The sequence below is a fragment of the Pseudomonas sp. A214 genome, from assembly GCF_900156295.1.
Taxonomy (GTDB): domain Bacteria; phylum Pseudomonadota; class Gammaproteobacteria; order Pseudomonadales; family Pseudomonadaceae; genus Aquipseudomonas; species Aquipseudomonas rhizophila.
Map to the genome: position 1 here is coordinate 737,939 of NZ_LT707062.1, position 19,224 is coordinate 757,162.

Annotated in this window: 19 protein-coding genes; 15 read left to right on the forward strand and 4 right to left on the reverse strand. The window is 57.8% G+C overall.

Annotation, left to right across the window (positions count from 1 at the left end):
- Nucleotides 1-10 precede the first annotated feature (10 nt).
- Nucleotides 11-745, forward strand: coding sequence for a response regulator transcription factor (locus tag BW979_RS03350; RefSeq protein WP_076386511.1), 735 nt, complete (start codon nt 11-13; stop codon nt 743-745).
- A 68-nt stretch (nt 746-813) separates the two neighbouring features.
- On the opposite strand, the gene gyrB is transcribed toward BW979_RS03350, so the two are convergent.
- From gyrB to dnaA, 4 genes are read right to left on the reverse strand one after another with little or no spacing between them, the layout of a single operon-like run.
- Nucleotides 814-3,231, reverse strand: a complete 2,418-nt coding sequence (gene gyrB / locus BW979_RS03355) for a DNA topoisomerase (ATP-hydrolyzing) subunit B (RefSeq protein WP_047230120.1) — start codon at nt 3,229-3,231, stop codon at nt 814-816.
- 5 nt (nt 3,232-3,236) lie between these two features.
- Complete coding sequence (gene recF, locus BW979_RS03360) at nt 3,237-4,340, reverse strand: DNA replication/repair protein RecF (protein WP_047230105.1); 1,104 nt, start codon at nt 4,338-4,340, stop codon at nt 3,237-3,239.
- A gap of 8 nt (nt 4,341-4,348) precedes the next feature.
- Complete coding sequence (dnaN, locus tag BW979_RS03365; RefSeq protein ID WP_007903001.1) at nt 4,349-5,452, reverse strand: DNA polymerase III subunit beta; 1,104 nt, start codon at nt 5,450-5,452, stop codon at nt 4,349-4,351.
- 39 nt (nt 5,453-5,491) lie between these two features.
- Nucleotides 5,492-7,012 carry a chromosomal replication initiator protein DnaA gene (dnaA, locus tag BW979_RS03370; protein WP_047230104.1) on the reverse strand — a complete coding sequence of 507 codons (1,521 nt, stop codon included), beginning with the start codon at nt 7,010-7,012 and terminating at the stop codon, nt 5,492-5,494.
- A gap of 569 nt (nt 7,013-7,581) precedes the next feature.
- Here dnaA and rpmH point away from each other — a divergent pair.
- The 14 genes from rpmH (at nt 7,582) to BW979_RS03445 (ending at nt 19,210) form a co-directional block, all read left to right on the forward strand.
- The gene (gene rpmH / locus BW979_RS03375) at nt 7,582-7,716 is read left to right on the forward strand and encodes a 50S ribosomal protein L34 (RefSeq protein WP_003213577.1); all 135 of its coding nucleotides are present in this window, start codon (nt 7,582-7,584) and stop codon (nt 7,714-7,716) included.
- A gap of 16 nt (nt 7,717-7,732) precedes the next feature.
- Entirely contained in the window at nt 7,733-8,137 is a 405-nt protein-coding gene (gene rnpA / locus BW979_RS03380) for a ribonuclease P protein component (RefSeq protein WP_047230119.1), read from the forward strand.
- On the forward strand, nt 8,130-8,375 hold the full coding sequence (yidD, locus tag BW979_RS03385) for a membrane protein insertion efficiency factor YidD (RefSeq protein ID WP_010465488.1): 246 nt from the start codon (nt 8,130-8,132) through the stop codon (nt 8,373-8,375). Before rnpA ends, yidD begins: the two co-directional genes overlap by 8 nt.
- 2 nt (nt 8,376-8,377) lie before the next feature.
- Nucleotides 8,378-10,060, forward strand: a complete 1,683-nt coding sequence (gene yidC, locus BW979_RS03390) for a membrane protein insertase YidC (protein WP_047230103.1) — start codon at nt 8,378-8,380, stop codon at nt 10,058-10,060.
- A 79-nt stretch (nt 10,061-10,139) separates the two neighbouring features.
- Nucleotides 10,140-11,510: a tRNA uridine-5-carboxymethylaminomethyl(34) synthesis GTPase MnmE gene (gene mnmE / locus BW979_RS03395; protein ID WP_047230102.1), complete on the forward strand. Its 1,371-nt coding sequence runs from the start codon at nt 10,140-10,142 to the stop codon at nt 11,508-11,510.
- Between the two features lie 558 nt (nt 11,511-12,068).
- Entirely contained in the window at nt 12,069-13,961 is a 1,893-nt protein-coding gene (mnmG, locus tag BW979_RS03405; RefSeq protein ID WP_076383161.1) for a tRNA uridine-5-carboxymethylaminomethyl(34) synthesis enzyme MnmG, read from the forward strand.
- Nucleotides 13,962-13,966: 5 nt separating this feature from the next.
- Nucleotides 13,967-14,602 (forward strand): 16S rRNA (guanine(527)-N(7))-methyltransferase RsmG, encoded by a 636-nt coding sequence (gene rsmG, locus BW979_RS03410; protein ID WP_171061291.1) that lies wholly within the window; start codon nt 13,967-13,969, stop codon nt 14,600-14,602.
- Nucleotides 14,603-14,620: 18 nt separating this feature from the next.
- Nucleotides 14,621-15,418, forward strand: a complete 798-nt coding sequence (locus BW979_RS03415; protein WP_003187199.1) for a ParA family protein — start codon at nt 14,621-14,623, stop codon at nt 15,416-15,418.
- Between the two features lie 9 nt (nt 15,419-15,427).
- Complete coding sequence (locus BW979_RS03420; protein ID WP_003207098.1) at nt 15,428-16,300, forward strand: ParB/RepB/Spo0J family partition protein; 873 nt, start codon at nt 15,428-15,430, stop codon at nt 16,298-16,300.
- Between the two features lie 148 nt (nt 16,301-16,448).
- Nucleotides 16,449-16,856: a F0F1 ATP synthase subunit I gene (locus BW979_RS03425; protein ID WP_047230099.1), complete on the forward strand. Its 408-nt coding sequence runs from the start codon at nt 16,449-16,451 to the stop codon at nt 16,854-16,856.
- A 16-nt stretch (nt 16,857-16,872) separates the two neighbouring features.
- Nucleotides 16,873-17,742, forward strand: coding sequence for a F0F1 ATP synthase subunit A (gene atpB / locus BW979_RS03430; RefSeq protein WP_047230098.1), 870 nt, complete (start codon nt 16,873-16,875; stop codon nt 17,740-17,742).
- Nucleotides 17,743-17,874: 132 nt separating this feature from the next.
- Complete coding sequence (atpE, locus tag BW979_RS03435) at nt 17,875-18,132, forward strand: F0F1 ATP synthase subunit C (protein ID WP_003097235.1); 258 nt, start codon at nt 17,875-17,877, stop codon at nt 18,130-18,132.
- 58 nt (nt 18,133-18,190) lie between these two features.
- A complete protein-coding gene (locus BW979_RS03440; RefSeq protein ID WP_047230097.1) occupies nt 18,191-18,661 on the forward strand; it encodes a F0F1 ATP synthase subunit B in 471 nt (156 codons plus the stop codon).
- Between the two features lie 12 nt (nt 18,662-18,673).
- Nucleotides 18,674-19,210, forward strand: coding sequence for a F0F1 ATP synthase subunit delta (locus BW979_RS03445; RefSeq protein WP_047230096.1), 537 nt, complete (start codon nt 18,674-18,676; stop codon nt 19,208-19,210).
- The last annotated feature ends 14 nt before the right edge of the window (nt 19,211-19,224 follow it).

Genomic DNA, 19,224 nt, shown 5'->3' on the forward strand with positions numbered 1-19,224 from the left:
ATCGCATCCCATGCGTGTCGCCATACTGGATGACGAACCGGCCGAGCTGCGCCGGGTGGAACAGACACTGCAACAAATCCCCGGCAGGGGCGAGCAAGCCTGGACCTTGCACAGTTTTGAGCGCGGCGAAGACCTGTTGCGGCAGCTGCGCCGGGAAACCTTCGACCTGTTGATCCTCGACTGGCAATTGCCCGACATCAGCGGGTTGTCGCTGCTGCGCTGGACGCGGGAGCACATGGACTCGCCCCCGGCCGCCATCATGCTCACCAGCCGCGACGGCGAGCACGATGTGGTCCAGGCCCTCAATGCCGGAGCCGACGACTACGTGAGCAAGCCCTTCAGGCCTAACGAACTCAAGGCCCGGGTCACAGCCGTGTTGCGACGCCATAACCTGCAACGTGCTCCAGCCAGCGACGTGCTGGTATTCAACGACCTGGAATTCGACGACGCCGAACTGACCGTCACCCGCGCCGGTATCCCCATCAGCCTGACCGAACGGGAATACCGCCTGGCCCGCTGCCTGTTCGCCAACCTGGGCCGTCCACTGTCCCGGGAGTATTTCTACGAGCGCTTCTGGACCCACGAGGAAATGACCTCGTCGCGCCCGCTCGACACCCACATCTACCGTCTGCGCAACAAACTCGGGCTGACGGCGGATCGAGGTTGGCAGTTGCTGACGATTTATGGGTATGGGTATCGGTTGGAGAGTGTGGCGGCGGGGAGTGAGGCTTCGGTGGCGAGTTAGGGCCAACGGGCGAAAAAAGGCCAACGCATATGCGTTGGCCTTTTTCGTTGGGGCAGGGTGGCTGTGGATCAGAAATCCAGATTAGACACCGCCAACGCATTGCTTTCGATGAAGTCACGACGAGGCTCGACCGCATCACCCATCAGGGTGTTGAAGATCTGGTCCGCGCCGATGGCGTCTTCGATGGTGACTTTCAGCATCCGGCGCGAGCCTGGGTCCATGGTGGTTTCCCACAGCTGGTCCGGGTTCATTTCACCCAGACCTTTATAGCGCTGGATGGTGTGGCGCTTGGTGCTTTCGGCCATCAGCCACTCAAGGGCTTCCTTGAACTCGGTAACGGCTTTCTTGCGCTCACCACGCTGGATGTACGCGCCTTCGTCCAGCAGGGTGCTCAGTTGCGCGCCCAAGGAGACGACAGTCTTGTAGTCGTTGCTGCCGAAGAAGTCGCGGTTGAAGGTGACGTAGTTGGACAGGCCGTGGGAGATCAGTTCGACCTCTGGCAGCCAGACGTTACGCTCACGGTCTTCACGCAGGCTGGCTTTGTACACCAGGCCAGACTTCTCTACGGTGCGCAGACGAACTTCGTACTGGGCCAGCCAATCCTGCATCGCAGCGTGATCGGACAGCTGTTCCATGCTGACAGCCGGCAGGTAGATGAAGTGCTCGGTTAGCTCCTGTGGGTACAGGCGCGACAGGCGCTTGAGAGTCTTCATCACCAGGCGGAAGTCGTTGACCAGGCGCTCAAGGGCTTCGCCGGAAATGCCTGGGGCCTCTTCGTTCAGGTGCAGGCTCGCATCTTCCAGGGCCGACTGCGTCATGTACTCTTCCATGGCGTCGTCGTCTTTGATGTATTGCTCTTGCTTGCCTTTCTTGACCTTGTACAGCGGAGGCTGGGCGATATAGATGTAGCCGCGCTCGATCAGCTCCGGCAACTGACGGAAGAAGAACGTCAGCAACAGGGTGCGGATGTGCGAACCGTCGACGTCGGCGTCGGTCATGATGATGATGTTGTGATAACGCAGCTTGTCGATGTTGTACTCATCGCGGCCGATGCCACAGCCCAGCGCAGTGATGAGCGTGCCGACTTCCTGGGAGGAGATCATCTTGTCGAAGCGCGCCTTCTCGACGTTCAGGATCTTGCCCTTGAGCGGCAGGATGGCCTGGGTGCGGCGGTTGCGGCCTTGCTTGGCGGAACCGCCAGCAGAGTCACCTTCCACGAGGTACAGTTCGGACAAGGCAGGGTCTTTTTCCTGGCAGTCGGCCAGCTTGCCCGGCAAGCCTGCGATGTCCAGCGCGCCTTTGCGGCGGGTCATCTCACGAGCCTTGCGCGCTGCTTCACGGGCACGGGCGGCGTCGATCATCTTGCCGACCACCAGCTTGGCTTCGTTGGGGTTTTCCAGCAGGAAGTCGGAGAAGTATTTGCCCATTTCCTGTTCGACCGCGGTCTTCACTTCGGAAGAAACCAGCTTGTCCTTGGTCTGGGAACTGAACTTCGGATCCGGCACTTTCACCGAAATGATCGCCGTCAGGCCTTCACGGGCATCGTCACCGGTGGTGGCGACTTTATGCTTCTTCGCCAGACCTTCCTGTTCGATGTAGTTGTTCAGGTTACGGGTCAGCGCCGAACGGAAACCCACCAGGTGAGTACCGCCATCGCGCTGTGGAATGTTGTTGGTGAAGCACAACAGGTTCTCGTTGAAGCTGTCGTTCCACTGCAGGGCGATTTCCACGCCGATGCCATCTTCGCGCTGGACGTTGAAGTGGAACACCTGGTTGACCGCAGTCTTGTTGGTGTTCAGGTATTCAACGAATGCACGCAGGCCCCCTTCGTACTTGAACAGCTCTTCCTTGCCGCTGCGCTCGTCCTTGAGGACGATGCCGACACCGGAGTTGAGGAAGGACAGTTCACGAATCCGCTTGGCCAGGATGTCCCAGCTGAAGTGGATGTTCTTGAAGGTTTCGCTGGAAGCCTTGAAGTGAATCTGGGTGCCGGTGGTTTCGCTGTCGCCTACGATCGCCATTGGCGCCTGAGGCACACCGTGGACGTAGGTTTGTTCCCAGATCTTGCCACTGCGGCGAACGGTAAGAACAAGCTCTTCGGACAGTGCGTTCACGACCGATACACCTACGCCGTGCAGACCGCCGGAAACCTTGTAGGAGTTGTCATCGAACTTACCGCCGGCGTGCAGCACGGTCATGATGACCTCGGCTGCGGAAACGCCTTCTTCCTTGTGTACGTCTACCGGGATGCCACGACCGTTGTCACGAACAGTGATGGACTCATCCGGGTGGATGATGATGCTGATGTCATCGCAATGACCGGCGAGGGCTTCGTCGATGGAGTTGTCGACCACCTCGAACACCATGTGGTGCAGACCGCTGCCATCGTCGGTGTCACCAATGTACATACCGGGACGTTTGCGTACGGCATCCAGGCCTTTCAGCACTTTAATGCTCGTTGAGTCGTACGTATTTTCTTCGCTCAATGCCTTCACTCCCGATGGTCGTGGGTCTGGGTGATACGGCCCTGTTCCACGTGGAACAGAGCGACTGGCGTTTCCGTCTGCCAGCCTTCCCTCAATAATTCGTGATCTACACAGGTGATAAAAACCTGGCAGCGTAAGTCTTCCAGCAAGCGGCAGAGTGCGCGGCGGTGGGCTTCGTCCAATTCGGACGGCAAGTCATCCACCAGATAAATACACTGACCGCGTCGAGCCTGGCTGACCAAATGGCCTTGGGCAATACGCAATGCACACACCACCAACTTCTGCTGCCCCCGGGACAAGATGTCCGCGGCATTATGTGCGCCCAATCTAAGGCGCAAGTCAGCGCGTTGCGGTCCAGCCTGGGTATGGCCCATCTGCTGGTCCCGCTGCAGCGAGCCAGCCAGTACGGTGCTCAGTTCCCGGTCCTTGTCCCAGCCTCGGTAATAGCTGAGCGTCAGGCCCTCAAGCTCAACCAGTTCGCTCAAGGTCTGCTCGAAGACCGGTTTCAAGGCTTTGATGTAAGCGCGGCGGTATTCATCTATTTCAGCGCTGGCCTGGCACAGTTCCCTGTCCCAAACCGCTTGCGAAACGGCGTCAAGTGTACCATGCCGCAGCCAGGAATTTCGCTGGCGCAGCGCCTTCTGCAAGCGCTGCCAAGTGGCCATGAACCGCGGTTCCACGTGGAACACGCCCCAGTCGAGAAACTGTCGACGAATCTTCGGCGCGCCTTCCAGCAAACGGAAACTGTCCGGGTTGATCAACTGCAACGGCAGGATCTCCGCCAGTTGCGCGGCGCTGCGGGCATTCTGCCCATCGATGCGGATCTGGAATTCGCCTTGCCGGTCCCGTGATATCCCCAAGGCACTGTGACCGCCTTGCGCCAACTCCACCTGTCCGAACACGGTGCAGGCCAACTGATCGTATTGGATGACCGGTAACAGACGGGTGCTACGAAACGAACGAGCAAGCCCCAGCAGGTGAACAGCTTCCAGAACACTGGTTTTGCCGCTGCCGTTAGCGCCGTAAAGGATATTGATGCGGGGGGAAGGGGAGAAGGTCACCGGGTGCAGATTGCGCACCGCGGTGACCGAGACGCGACTTAAGGACATCTAGCTGATTACAGACGCATCGGCATGACAACGTAGGCCGAGTCGTCGTTATCGGATTCCTGCACCAGCGCACTGCTGTTGGAGTCCGACAGGATCAGACGCACTTGCTCAGTGGTCATCACGCCCAGTACGTCGAGCAGGTAGCTGACGTTGAAGCCGATTTCCAGAGAGCCGCCGTTGTATTCAACGCCCACTTCTTCTTCCGCCTCTTCCTGCTCCGGGTTGTTCGCCTGGATTTTCAGCTGACCGTTGGCCAATTGCAGACGAATGCCGCGGTACTTCTCGTTGGACAGGATCGCGGTACGGCTGAACGCCTCGCGCAGCGCCTGGCGGTCACCCAAGACCAGTTTGTCACCGCCTTTGGGCAGCACGCGCTCGTAGTCAGGGAATTTGCCGTCCACCAGCTTCGAGGTGAAGGTGAACTCACCCGTGGTGGCGCGGATATGGTGCTGGCCCAACACGATACTGACATTGCCGTCCGGCTCGGTCAGTAGGCGCGCGAGCTCCAGGATACCTTTGCGCGGGACGATGACTTGGTGGCGGTCTGGCTGACCGATATCGGCCTGCATCGAGCACATGGCCAGACGGTGACCGTCGGTGGCGACGGCGCGGATGATACCGGCGGACACTTCCAGGAGCATGCCGTTGAGGTAGTAACGCACGTCCTGCTGCGCCATGGCGAAGCTGGTGCGTTCGATCAAACGGCGCAATTTGCTTTGCTCGAGGCTGCAGGTCAGCGAGCCTGGGCCTTCTTCCACCGTCGGGAAGTCGTTGGCCGGCAGCGTCGACAAGGTGAAACGGCTGCGACCGGCCTTGACCACGAGCTTCTGCTCATCGACCTTGATGTCGATCAGCGCATCGTTGGGCAGGCTTTTGCAGATGTCCATCAGCTTGCGCGCCGGCACGGTGATGGAACCTGGATCGGCCGGTTCTTCAAGCTGTACACGACCGACCAGCTCGACTTCCAGGTCGGTACCGGTCAGCGACAATTGCTGGCCTTCGACAACCAGCAGCACGTTGGAAAGTACCGGCAAGGTCTGGCGGCGTTCGACGACGCCTGCGACCAGTTGCAGGGGTTTCAACAGGGCTTCGCGTTGAATGGTGAAATGCATGGTCTAGTCCCTTGCCTTAATAAGCTGCGCTGGTGGTCATCAAGTGGTCAGTGTTCGCAGCAGGTTCTTGTAGTCCTCGCGGATGTCCGCGTCGGATTCCTTAAGTTCGTTGATCTTACGACAGGCGTGCAACACCGTGGTGTGGTCGCGTCCGCCAAACACATCGCCAATTTCCGGCAGACTGTGGTTGGTCAGCTCCTTGGACAAGGCCATCGCCACCTGACGCGGGCGAGCCACCGAACGCGATCGGCGTTTGGACAGCAGGTCGGATATCTTGATTTTGTAGTATTCAGCGACAGTGCGCTGAATGTTATCCACAGAAACCAGCTTGTCCTGGAGCGCTAACAAATCCTTCAAGGACTCGCGAATCAACTCGATGGTGATGTCGCGGCCCATGAAGTGCGAATGAGCGATGACCCGCTTGAGGGCGCCTTCGAGCTCACGGACGTTCGAGCGGATACGCTGGGCAATGAAGAATGCGGCATCGTGAGGCAGTTCGACCTTGGCCTGATCAGCCTTCTTCATCAGGATCGCCACCCGGGTTTCCAGCTCCGGCGGCTCGACGGCAACCGTCAGGCCCCAGCCAAAACGCGACTTGAGACGTTCTTCCAGACCTTCGATTTCTTTCGGGTAGCGGTCACTGGTAAGAATGACCTGCTGCCCGCCTTCAAGCAATGCGTTGAAGGTGTGGAAAAACTCTTCCTGGGAACGCTCCTTGCGGGCGAAGAACTGAATATCGTCGATCAGCAAGGCGTCCACCGAACGGTAGAAGCGCTTGAACTCATTGATCGCGTTCAGCTGCAGCGCCTTGACCATGTCGGCCACGAAACGCTCGGAATGCAGGTACACGACCTTGGCATTCGGGTTCTTCTTTAATAGGTGGTTACCCACCGCGTGCATCAAGTGGGTTTTACCCAAGCCTACGCCACCATAAAGGAAGAGCGGGTTGTAGCCATGCTTGGGGTTGTCCGCGACCTGCCAGGCTGCCGCTCGCGCCAGTTGGTTGGACTTGCCCTCAACGAAGTTCTCGAAGGTAAAGGTGCGGTTCAGGTAACTGGTGTGCTTGAGCGCACCTTCGACCTGGACGGTGCGCTGTTCGGCGCGTACCGGAGCTTGTTGGGAGCTGGCGCCGGCCATTGGGTCGAAGCTGTCCCGCGAGGGCTCTTCGCTGACCTCGGCCACTTTTTGTGCATTACGCTTGCTCGGTGCCGGCGTGGGGGCCGGTGCGGCATGGTTAACCGGCGCCGCGACAGCCTGGGCCTGGGAGGCCGCAGCGGCCAACGGGGCGTTGGGGGCGGCGCGCGGCGCAGAGCTGCGTTTGCTGCCTATTAATAAGGACAGCGCAGGCGCCATGCCATTGCCATGCTCATCGAGCAGTTCCATGACCCGTCCCAGGTACTTTTCGTTGACCCAGTCAAGAACGAAACGGTTCGGTGCATAGACGCGCAACTCGTCGCCTTCGGCTTCGACCTGTAGCGGACGGATCCAAGTGTTGAATTGTTGGGCAGGCAGCTCATCGCGCAAAAGCTCCACGCACTGCTGCCAAAGTTCCACTGACACGGATATCCCCTAAGTTGAAAGCCGGTGAGGCAAAAACAAGCGGCCATTGTAGCGAGCGGACGCCCACTTATCCACATGCAGGTTGCTCATCCACCATGATTTATCAATGCCTTAACAACGAGCAAGACGACAGGCGGTCGGTGGATAAGCTCTGTGGATAACCGCCCGTGAGGTCGTTGCACAAGTGGGGGTTGAAGTCGGTGGATAACCTCACTGTGGATAAGTAGCCATTCCACACACAGCTTATCCGACAGCGCAGCACAGGCTGAACACCGCTTTCCCCTGTAGTTGTCATTCTCTGTACATGGCGGACTACAAGGCCTAGGCATGGTTATCCACAGATAGGTGCCAGCCTTGCTTTTATAAGCTTTACAGAAAAGCTTTAAATAATTCCCTTCTTTTTATTTCTATATCTGGAGTCCTGCGATGAAGCCGCTATCCAGGCGCGATATCTATTTGAAGTAAACGCTGGTTGGAAATTGACCTAGAGGCTTGCTTTCTCTAGAATCCCCGGTCTCTTAAAACGGGGGCCATTCCGGCCCGTTGTGGACGAACCCAGGTAACACGACATGAAACGTACTTTCCAACCAAGCACTATCAAACGCGCTCGTACCCACGGTTTCCGTGCTCGCATGGCTACCAAGAACGGTCGTGCCGTCCTGTCGCGTCGTCGCGCCAAAGGTCGTGCGCGTCTGGCAGTTTGATAATCCGGCACTGGAGGTGAGTCAGGACTTCAGTCGGGAAAAGCGTCTGCTTACACCCCGGCATTTCAAGGCAGTCTTTGACTCCCCTACCGGCAAGGTTCCGGGGAAAAATCTCCTGCTCCTTGCGCGCAGCAACGATCTTGATCACCCCCGACTAGGGCTGGTTATCGGGAAAAAGAGCGTCAAGCTCTCCGTTCAGCGCAATCGCCTCAAACGTCTGATGCGCGAATCGTTTCGCCTGAACCAGGATTCTCTGGTCGGTTGGGACATTGTTATCGTCGCGCGCAAAGGTTTGGGTGACGTAGAAAACCCCGAATTGATTCAGCATTTCGGCAAACTCTGGAAGCGCTTGGCTCGTAACAAGCCAGCACCGCCAGCAGTCAACACCGAAACTGTAGGGGTAGACAGTCCCGATGCGTAAACTGGCACTCGTTCCGATCCAGTTTTATCGCTACGCCATTAGTCCCCTGATGGCCAGTCACTGTCGTTTCTACCCCAGTTGTTCTTGCTACGCGTATGAAGCCATAGAAAATCATGGCCTTCTGCGCGGTGGCTGGCTGACCTTTCGTCGTTTAGGTCGCTGTCATCCGTGGAATCCCGGCGGTTATGACCCGGTTCCGCCTATCCCTACCTCCCGTTCTTCTTCGATGGCCGAGTAATCATGGATATCAAACGCACGATCCTGATCGTCGCCCTGGCAATCGTGTCCTACGTAATGGTTCTTAAATGGAACCAGGACTATGGCCAGGCTGCCCTGCCGACTCAGAATGTTGCAGCCAGCAATACCGCACCGAGCTTGCCGGACACCACGACTGGCAATAGCACCGCCAGTAATGACGACATCCCCCGCGCGGCAAACGATACCACTGCTCCTGCCGAAGCCCCTGTGGCTGCAAGCAAGGATCTGATCCAGATCAAGACTGACGTGCTTGAGCTGGCAATCGATCCACAAGGTGGTGACGTCGCTCAGTTGAAGCTGCCGTTGTATCCGCGCCGCCAGGACCATCCGGAAATTCCATTCCAGTTGTTCGATAACGGCAATGAGCGGACCTATCTGGCCCAAAGTGGTCTGATCGGCACCAACGGCCCGGATGCAAACCCGGCCGGCCGCCCGGTTTACTCCTCCGAGAAGAAGACTTATCAACTGGCTGACGGTCAGGACCAATTGGTCGTGGACCTGAAGTTCAGCAAGGACGGCGTCAATTACATCAAGCGTTTCACTTTGAAACGTGGCCTGTATGACGTGACTGTTTCCTATCTGATCGACAACCAGAGCGCACAGCCCTGGTCTGGTGCGATGTTCGCGCAGCTCAAGCGTGACGCCAGCGATGATCCTTCCTCCAGCACCGCCACCGGTACCGCGACTTACCTGGGCGCTGCCCTGTGGACAAGTTCGGAGCCGTACAAGAAAGTGTCCATGAAAGACATGGACAAGGCGCAGCTCAAGGAAACCGTACAAGGTGGCTGGGTTGCCTGGTTGCAGCACTATTTTGTCACCGCCTGGATCCCGCAGAAAGGCGAGAACAACGTCGTCCAGACGCGTAAAGACAGCAAAGGCAACTACATCGTCGGTTATACCGGCCCGGCATTGACCGCTGCACCAGGTGCAAAAGTCGAGACCAGCGCGATTCTGTATGCCGGTCCAAAAAGCCAAGCGGTGTTGAAAGAGTTGTCCCCAGGTCTGGAACTGACCGTGGACTACGGGTTCCTGTGGTTCATTGCCCAGCCAATCTTCTGGCTGCTGCAACATATCCACAGCATCGTCGGTAACTGGGGCTGGTCGATCATCTTCCTGACCATGCTGATCAAGGGGATCTTCTTCCCATTGTCGGCAGCCAGCTACAAATCCATGGCTCGCATGCGCGCAGTGGCACCGAAACTGGCCGCCCTGAAAGAACAACATGGCGATGACCGGCAGAAAATGTCCCAGGCCATGATGGAGCTGTACAAGAAAGAGAAGATCAACCCGTTGGGTGGTTGCTTGCCGATTCTTGTCCAGATGCCTGTGTTCCTGGCGCTGTACTGGGTGCTGCTGGAAAGCGTCGAGATGCGCCAGGCACCGTTCATGCTGTGGATTACCGACCTGTCGATCAAGGATCCGTTCTTCATCCTGCCGATCATCATGGGCGCGACCATGTTCATTCAGCAGCAGCTGAACCCAACGCCTCCGGACCCTATGCAGGCGAAGGTCATGAAGATGATGCCGATCATCTTCACCTTCTTCTTCCTGTGGTTCCCTGCGGGCCTGGTGCTGTACTGGGTTGTGAACAACGTGTTGTCGATTACCCAGCAGTGGTACATCACGCGTAAGATCGAAGCGGCTACGAAAAAAGCCGAGGCGTAACTTGCTCTGTGGATAACCACACAAAACGCCCCCTAGTGGGGCGTTTTGCTATCTGCCACTTTTGTCTGGATACCGGTTTATGAGCGCACCTCGTGAAACCATCGCCGCCGTTGCCACTGCCCAAGGTCGCGGCGGAGTCGGCATCGTCCGTATTTCGGGACCGTTGGCCAGCGTCGCGGCAAAGGCCATCAGCGGTCGAGAACTCAAACCGCGGTTTGCTCACTACGGCCCTTTTTTCAGTGATGACCAGCAGGTGCTCGATGAAGGCCTGGCTTTGTATTTTCCTGGTCCCAACTCGTTCACCGGCGAAGATGTGCTGGAACTGCAAGGCCATGGTGGTCCGATCGTCCTGGACATGTTGCTCAAGCGTTGCCTCGAACTGGGGTGTCGTCTTGCGCGACCAGGCGAGTTCAGCGAACGTGCATTCCTCAATGACAAGCTCGACCTGGCCCAGGCCGAAGCCATTGCTGATCTGATCGAAGCCAGTTCCTCACAGGCCGCGCGCAATGCCTTGCGATCCCTGCAGGGCGCTTTTTCCCAGCGTGTGCATAACCTCACCGAGCAACTGATCGGCCTGCGGATCTACGTCGAGGCCGCGATCGACTTTCCCGAGGAAGAGATCGACTTTCTCGCCGATGGTCACGTGCTCAGCATGCTCGACAAGGTCCGCGATGAGTTATCCACAGTACTGCGCGAAGCCGGGCAGGGTGCTTTGTTGCGCGATGGGATGACGGTGGTGATCGCCGGAAGGCCAAATGCCGGCAAATCCAGCCTCCTCAACGCCTTGGCAGGCCGTGAGGCCGCGATTGTCACCGAGATCGCCGGCACCACCCGGGATATTCTGCGCGAACATATCCACATCGATGGCATGCCCCTGCATGTGGTCGACACGGCCGGCCTGCGGGATACCGACGACCATGTGGAAAAAATCGGTGTGGAGCGTGCGCTCAAAGCCATCGGCGAGGCTGACCGCGTGTTGTTGGTGGTCGATGCCACGGCCCCGGAAGCGGATGATCCTTTCGCTTTGTGGCCAGAGTTTCTGGAAACCCGGCCTGACCCTTCGAAAGTCACGCTGATTCGAAACAAGGCCGACCTGACCGGGGAACCCGTGACCCTGGAGGTCAGCGCTGATGGCCACGTCACCATTAGCCTCAGTGCGAAATCCGCGGATATGGGACTGGAGTTGCTGCGCGAACATTTAAAGGCCTGCATGGGTTACGAGCAGACTTCGGAAAGCAGCTTCAGCGCCCGTCGTCGGCACCTGGAGGCGCTGCGCCATGCCAGCGCGGCGCTGGAGCACGGTCGCGCGCAACTGACCCTTGCCGGAGCCGGTGAGCTACTGGCCGAAGATTTACGTCAGGCCCAGCAAGCTCTCGGGGAAATTACCGGGGCCTTCAGCTCTGATGACCTGCTTGGTCGAATCTTCTCCAGCTTCTGCATCGGTAAATAACCCATTCCTTAAGAACCCGGCTGCTATCGACCCTACAACGAGTCCATGCAGCCGGTTTTTTCCCTTTTCTGGAACGATTGCCCTGCATGGCGGCTTGCCTGTGGGCGGTGTCTGGATCAAAAGCCAGTTTTCCTGTGGATTAAGCCCTGTGAATAACTGGCCCTGAGCTCGGTTGATAAACCCCCTTCAAAACTGAAGATAACCACCTCTGTGGATAACCACCCCATTAATCCACAGGCTTACACCGGTTATCCAAGCCCCTCAGCCGCACCTGACCACAGGGTTTTGAATCTCTGTACATATTGAATATAAAGGCCTTCAGAGCTTTATCCACAGAAGTGAGGCTCAGTAAGAATAAACATAAAAACAAAGGTTTTATAAATTTCTTTCTTTTTAATTTCTTTAACCTCGACTTCTCCACAGCTGGTTAAATTTTGTGCAAAGGGTTCTTTAGGAAAGGGGAAGTCCCTATACTTGCCGACCTGGCTCGAAAAACGCCCAAAGCCAGGCTCAAACCTATTTCCGAATTACCTGAATTAAGCAGGCACGAGGTGCGTGGTGGATTTCCCTTCCCGTTTTGAAGTGATCGTCATCGGCGGCGGTCATGCCGGTACCGAGGCAGCACTTGCATCAGCACGCATGGGGGCTAAAACCCTGTTGCTGACGCATAACGTGGAAACCCTCGGCGCCATGAGCTGCAACCCCGCCATTGGTGGGATTGGCAAAAGCCATCTGGTCAAGGAAATCGATGCCCTCGGTGGCGCGATGGCCATGGCCACGGATAAAGGTGGCATTCAGTTTCGTGTATTGAACAGCCGTAAAGGCCCGGCCGTGCGGGCTACTCGTGCCCAGGCCGACCGTGTCCTGTACAAGGCCGCTGTCCGCGAAATCCTGGAAAACCAGCCGAACCTGTGGATATTTCAACAGGCAGCCGATGACCTGATCGTCGAGCAGGACCAGGTGCGTGGTGTTGTGACCCAGATGGGCCTGCGCTTCTTCGCTGATTCCGTGGTGCTGACCACCGGGACCTTCCTCGGTGGACTTATCCACATCGGCATGCAGAACTATTCCGGCGGTCGCGCAGGTGATCCACCCTCAATCGCACTGGCTCAGCGCCTGCGTGAGTTGCCGTTGCGTGTCGGTCGCTTGAAAACTGGTACGCCACCGCGCATCGATGGCCGCTCTGTGGATTTCTCGGTGATGACCGAGCAGCCGGGCGATACGCCGATTCCGGTCATGTCGTTCATGGGCTCCAAAGCGCAGCACCCGAAACAGGTGAGCTGCTGGATCACCCATACCAATGCCCGCACTCACGAAATCATTGCCGCCAACCTGGATCGCTCGCCCATGTATTCCGGCGTGATCGAAGGTATCGGCCCGCGTTATTGCCCATCGATCGAAGACAAGATCCATCGGTTTGCCGACAAGGAAAGCCATCAGGTCTTCATCGAACCCGAAGGCCTGACGACGCACGAGCTGTACCCGAACGGGATTTCCACTTCCCTGCCGTTCGACGTGCAACTGCAGATCGTCCAATCGATTCGCGGCATGGAAAACGCCCACATCGTTCGTCCGGGCTATGCCATCGAATACGATTACTTCGACCCGCGGGACCTCAAGTACAGCCTGGAAACCAAAGTCATCGGCGGCCTGTTCTTTGCCGGACAAATCAACGGCACCACCGGTTACGAAGAGGCCGGTGCCCAAGGCCTGCTGGCTGGTGCCAACGCAGCGCTGCGCGCCCAGGGCAAAGACAGCTGGTGCCCGCGCCGCGATGAGGCGTATATCGGTGTGCTTGTGGATGATTTGATTACCCTGGGTACCCAGGAACCGTATCGGATGTTCACCTCCCGTGCCGAATATCGTCTGATCCTGCGTGAAGACAACGCTGACCTGCGCCTGACCGAGAAAGGTCGTGAGCTGGGGCTGGTCGATGACGTTCGCTGGGCCGCGTTCTGCAAGAAACGCGAGAGTATCGAGCTGGAAGAACAGCGCCTGAAAAGCACTTGGGTTCGTCCCGGTACCGAGCAGGGCGATGCCATCGCAACCAAATTCGGCACACCGCTGACCCACGAATACAACTTGCTCAACTTGTTGAGCCGCCCGGAAATCGATTATGCCGGGCTGGTGGTTGTGACCGGTCAGGGCGCGGAGGATCCGCAGGTGGCCGAGCAGGTCGAGATCAAGACCAAATACGCCGGTTACATCGACCGTCAGCAAGACGAAATCGCCCGTCTGCGCGCCAGTGAAGACACCAAACTGCCTGTGGATATCGATTACACCGGCATTTCCGGGTTGTCGAAGGAAATCCAGAGCAAGCTCGGTGCAACTCGTCCCGAGACCCTGGGCCAGGCTTCGCGCATTCCCGGTGTGACCCCGGCGGCCATTTCCCTGTTGATGATTCATTTGAAAAAACGCGGCGCGGGCCGTCAGTTGGAGCAAAGCGCTTGAGTTCGATGGTCACCTCGCAACACGCCGAAGAGTTATCCACAGGTGCCCGTCAGCTCGGCGTCAGCCTGACCGAAGCCCAGCACGCGCAGCTGCTGGGCTATCTGGCCCTGTTGATCAAATGGAACAAGGCCTACAACCTGACTGCGGTGCGCGATCCGGATGAAATGGTCTCGCGGCATCTGCTCGACAGCCTCAGCGTCATGTCCTTCATCGAAGACGGCCGCTGGCTCGATGTCGGCAGTGGCGGGGGCATGCCGGGTATCCCGCTGGCGATCCTGTTTCCTGGCTCGCAAGTGACCTGCCTGGACAGCAACGGCAAGAAAACCCGCTTCCTGACCCAGGTCAAACTCGAACTCAAACTGGATAACCTGCAAGTTATCCACAGCCGCGTCGAAGCGTTCCAGCCTGCCCAGCCTTTCAACGGGATCATCTCCCGGGCGTTCAGCAGCATGGAAAACTTCAGCAATTGGACTCGCCATCTGGGCGATGCCGATACGCGCTGGCTGGCAATGAAGGGCGTTCATCCGGCCGATGAGCTGGTAGCATTGCCGGCAGACTTCCACCTCGATAGCGAACACGCCCTGGCCGTACCCGGTTGCCAAGGCCAACGCCATCTGCTGATACTGCGCCGCACGGCATGATTGGGAATACAAGCAACAATGGCTAAGGTATTCGCGATAGCGAACCAGAAGGGTGGTGTGGGTAAAACCACCACCTGCATCAACCTCGCAGCATCCCTGGTCGCGACCAAGCGCCGGGTGTTGCTGATCGATCTCGATCCACAGGGCAACGCCACCATGGGTAGCGGTGTGGATAAACATGGCCTGGAAAACTCCATTTACGATGTTCTGATCGGCGAATGCGATCTGGGCCAGGCCATGCATTTCTCCGAACACGGCGGTTATCAACTGCTGCCGGCCAACCGTGACCTGACGGCGGCCGAAGTGGTTCTGCTGGAAATGCAGATGAAGGAAAGCCGCCTGCGCAGCGCCTTGGCGCCGATTCGGGAAAATTACGATTACATCCTGATCGACTGCCCACCGTCGCTTTCGATGCTGACTCTCAACGCCCTGGTGGCCGCTGATGGGGTGATTATTCCCATGCAGTGCGAGTACTTTGCCCTCGAAGGGTTGAGCGACCTTGTGGATAACATCAAGCGCATTGCCGAACTGCTGAACCCGGAGCTGAAAGTCGAGGGCCTGCTGCGGACCATGTATGACCCGCGCCTGAGCCTGATGAACGACGTATCGGCCCAGCTCAAGGAACACTTCGGCGAGCAGCTCTACGATACGGTCATTCCGCGTAACATCCGTTTGGCCGAAGCGCCGAGCTACGGCATGCCGGCCCTGGCCTACGACAAACAATCCCGGGGCGCGCTGGCCTACCTGGCCCTGGCGGGCGAGATGGTTCGCCGCCAGCGCCGAAACCCACGCACCGCTGCTGCCCAGCCAACTTAAGGAAACCCCATGGCCGTCAAGAAACGAGGTCTCGGACGTGGACTGGATGCACTGCTCAGTGGCCCCACTGTCAGTTCGCTGGAAGAGCAGGCCGTACAAGTCGATCAGCGCGAGCTGCAACACTTGCCCCTGGACCTGATCCAGCGCGGCAAGTATCAGCCGCGTCGGGACATGGATCCGCAGGCACTGGAAGAGCTGGCCCAGTCGATCAAGAGCCAGGGCGTGATGCAGCCGATCGTGGTTCGGCCGATCGCCAACGGGCGCTTCGAGATCATCGCCGGCGAACGCCGCTGGCGTGCCAGCCAGCAGGCGGGTCAGGAAACCATTCCGGCGATGGTCCGCGATGTACCGGATGAAACCGCCATCGCCATGGCGCTGATCGAGAATATCCAGCGCGAAGACCTCAACCCGATCGAAGAGGCTGTGGCCCTGCAGCGTTTGCAGCAGGAGTTCCAGCTGACTCAACAGCAGGTCGCCGAGGCGGTGGGCAAGTCCCGCGTGACCGTGGCCAACCTGTTGCGCCTGATTGCCTTGCCGGAAGTCATCAAGACCATGCTGTCCCATGGTGATCTGGAAATGGGGCATGCCCGGGCGTTGCTCGGTTTGCCGGAAAATCAACAGGTTGAAGGGGCGCGACATGTTGTCGCACGAGGCCTGACTGTGCGCCAAACCGAGGCACTGGTTCGTCAGTGGCTCAGTGGTAAACCGGCACCTGTCGAAGCACCGAAAACCGATCCGGATATCGCACGCCTGGAACAGCGCCTGGCCGAGCGCCTAGGCTCTGCGGTGCAGATTCGCCACGGCAAGAAGGGCAAAGGGCAATTGGTGATCGGTTATAACTCCCTCGATGAGCTGCAAGGTGTCCTTGCGCACATTCGCTGAAACAATTGCTCTTGTAGCGCGCAGTCGGAAATCACTACCTGGCAGTTGAATAGGGGCAGAACCGCCCCTATACTCTGCGCGCATTTTGTCGGCACAAATTATGCCAAGTTATTGAATTATGGCGGCCGATCATTGGAGAGCAAAAGCGATGGAAACACGCACGCCAAACCGCTTGCCGTTCCATCGTCTGGCTGTTTTCCCGGTGTTGATGACCCAATTCGTCGTTGTACTGATCGCTGCTTTGGCGCTCTGGCAATGGAAGGGAGTCGTCGCCGGATACTCAGGGCTTTGCGGAGGCCTGATAGCCTTGCTTCCCAATATTTATTTCGCTCACAGGGCATTTCGGTTTTCCGGCGCCCGAGCAGCCCAAGCCATCGTCCGGTCTTTTTATGCCGGTGAGGCGGGGAAACTGATTTTGACGGCAGTGCTGTTTGCATTGACGTTCGCAGGTGTGAAGCCACTGGCGCCGCTGGCTGTATTCAGCGTCTTCGTGCTGACCCAACTGGTTAGCTGGTTCGCTCCCCTGCTAATGAGAACAAGACTTTCGAGACCTTAGGGCGTTTGAGGCAACCATGGCAGAGACAACCGCTTCGGGCTATATCCAGCACCACTTGCAGAACCTGACCTTCGGGCAGCTACCCAATGGCGGCTGGGGCTTTGCTCACACCGCAGCAGAAGCCAAGGAAATGGGCTTCTGGGCCTTCCACGTCGATACGCTCGGCTGGTCGGTCGCACTGGGTCTGATCTTCGTGCTTCTTTTCCGCATGGCGGCGAAGAAGGCGACTTCCGGTCAGCCTGGTGCACTGCAGAACTTCGTTGAAGTATTGGTCGAATTCGTCGATGGCAGCGTGAAAGACAGCTTCCATGGCCGTAGCCCGGTGATCGCACCGCTGGCACTGACCATCTTCGTCTGGGTGTTCCTGATGAACGCCATCGACCTGGTACCGGTCGACTGGATTCCTCAGCTGGCCATCCTGATCTCCGGCGATTCGCACATCCCATTCCGCGCCGTGTCGACTACCGACCCGAACGCGACCCTGGGCATGGCGTTCTCGGTTTTCGCACTGATCATTTTCTATAGCATCAAGGTCAAGGGCATCGGCGGCTTCATCGGCGAACTGACCCTGCACCCGTTCGGCAGCAAGAACATTCTCGTTCAGGCCCTGCTGATCCCGGTGAACTTCCTTCTGGAGTTCGTGACCCTGATCGCCAAACCGATCTCCCTGGCCCTGCGTCTGTTCGGCAACATGTATGCCGGCGAGCTGGTGTTCATCCTGATCGCCGTGATGTTCGGCAGCGGTCTGCTCTGGCTCAGCGGCCTGGGTGTAGTTCTGCAGTGGGCGTGGGCTGTGTTCCACATCCTGATCATCACCCTGCAGGCGTTCATCTTCATGATGCTGACCATCGTCTACCTGTCGATGGCGCACGAAGAAAACCATTAAGGCCAGTCTCGACTAGTCTGATGTCCTTCCCGGTCACACGGGAAGGGGCCCGAACGGGCTTGATGAAACGATTTGTTTTACCGCTTTAATCTAAAAAACCTAAACCATACGACGTAAAAGTCGGGAGGAAAGATGGAAACTGTAGTTGGTCTAACCGCTATCGCTGTTGCACTGTTGATCGGCCTGGGCGCACTGGGTACCGCAATTGGTTTCGGCCTGCTGGGCGGCAAGTTCCTGGAAGGCGCCGCGCGTCAGCCAGAAATGGTTCCAATGCTGCAAGTTAAAATGTTCATCGTGGCTGGTCTGCTCGACGCCGTGACCATGATCGGTGTTGGTATCGCTCTGTTCTTCACCTTTGCGAACCCGTTCGTTGGTCAAATCGCTGGCTAATTACTCGGATGTCTCGAGTAGATTGGTGTGATGGACAACGTAACTGCGAGGTGTTGGCGTGAACATTAATGCGACCCTGATTGGCCAGTCCGTTGCGTTCCTGATTTTTGTACTGTTCTGCATGAAGTTCGTATGGCCTCCGGTCATTGCGGCATTGCACGAACGTCAAAAGAAGATCGCGGATGGTCTGGACGCTGCCAGCCGTGCAGCTCGCGACCTGGAGTTGGCCCATGAGAAAGTGGGTCAGCAACTGCGCGAAGCGAAAGCTCAGGCAGCTGAAATCATCGAGCAAGCCAAGAAACGCGGTACCCAGATTGTCGACGAAGCCCGTGAACAGGCTCGCGTCGAAGCTGACCGTGTGAAGGCTCAGGCTCAAGCCGAGATCGAACAGGAACTGAACAGTGTCAAAGACGCCCTGCGTGCCCAAGTGGGTGCCCTGGCTGTTGGCGGTGCTTCGAAGATCCTGGGTGCCACAATCGATCAAAACGCGCACGCAGAGCTGGTAAACAAACTGGCTGCTGAAATTTAAGCGAGGGCGATCATGGCAGAACTGACCACGTTGGCCCGACCTTACGCTAAGGCGGCCTTCGAGCACGCTCAGGCCCACCAGCAACTGGCCAATTGGTCAGCCATGCTCGGCCTGGCAGCAGCGGTGTCGCAAGACGACACCATGCAGCGCGTGCTCAAGGCCCCGCGACTGACGAGCGCAGAAAAGGCCGCCACGTTCATTGACGTGTGCGGCGACAAGTTCGATGCCAAGGCACAGAATTTCATTCACGTCGTTGCCGAAAACGACCGTCTCCCGCTTCTGCCGGAGATCGCCGCATTGTTCGACCTGTACAAGGCTGAGCAAGAGAAGTCGGTAGACGTGGAAGTGACCAGTGCTTTTGCATTGAACCAAGAACAGCAAGACAAACTCGCCAAGGTTCTCAGTGCACGACTCAACCGGGAAGTGCGTCTGGACGTTACGGAAGACCCTGCCTTGATTGGTGGTGTCGTTATCCGCGCCGGTGACCTGGTTATCGATGGCTCGATTCGCGGCAAAATCGCGAAACTTGCCGAAGCATTGAAATCTTGAGTTTGAAGGGGCAG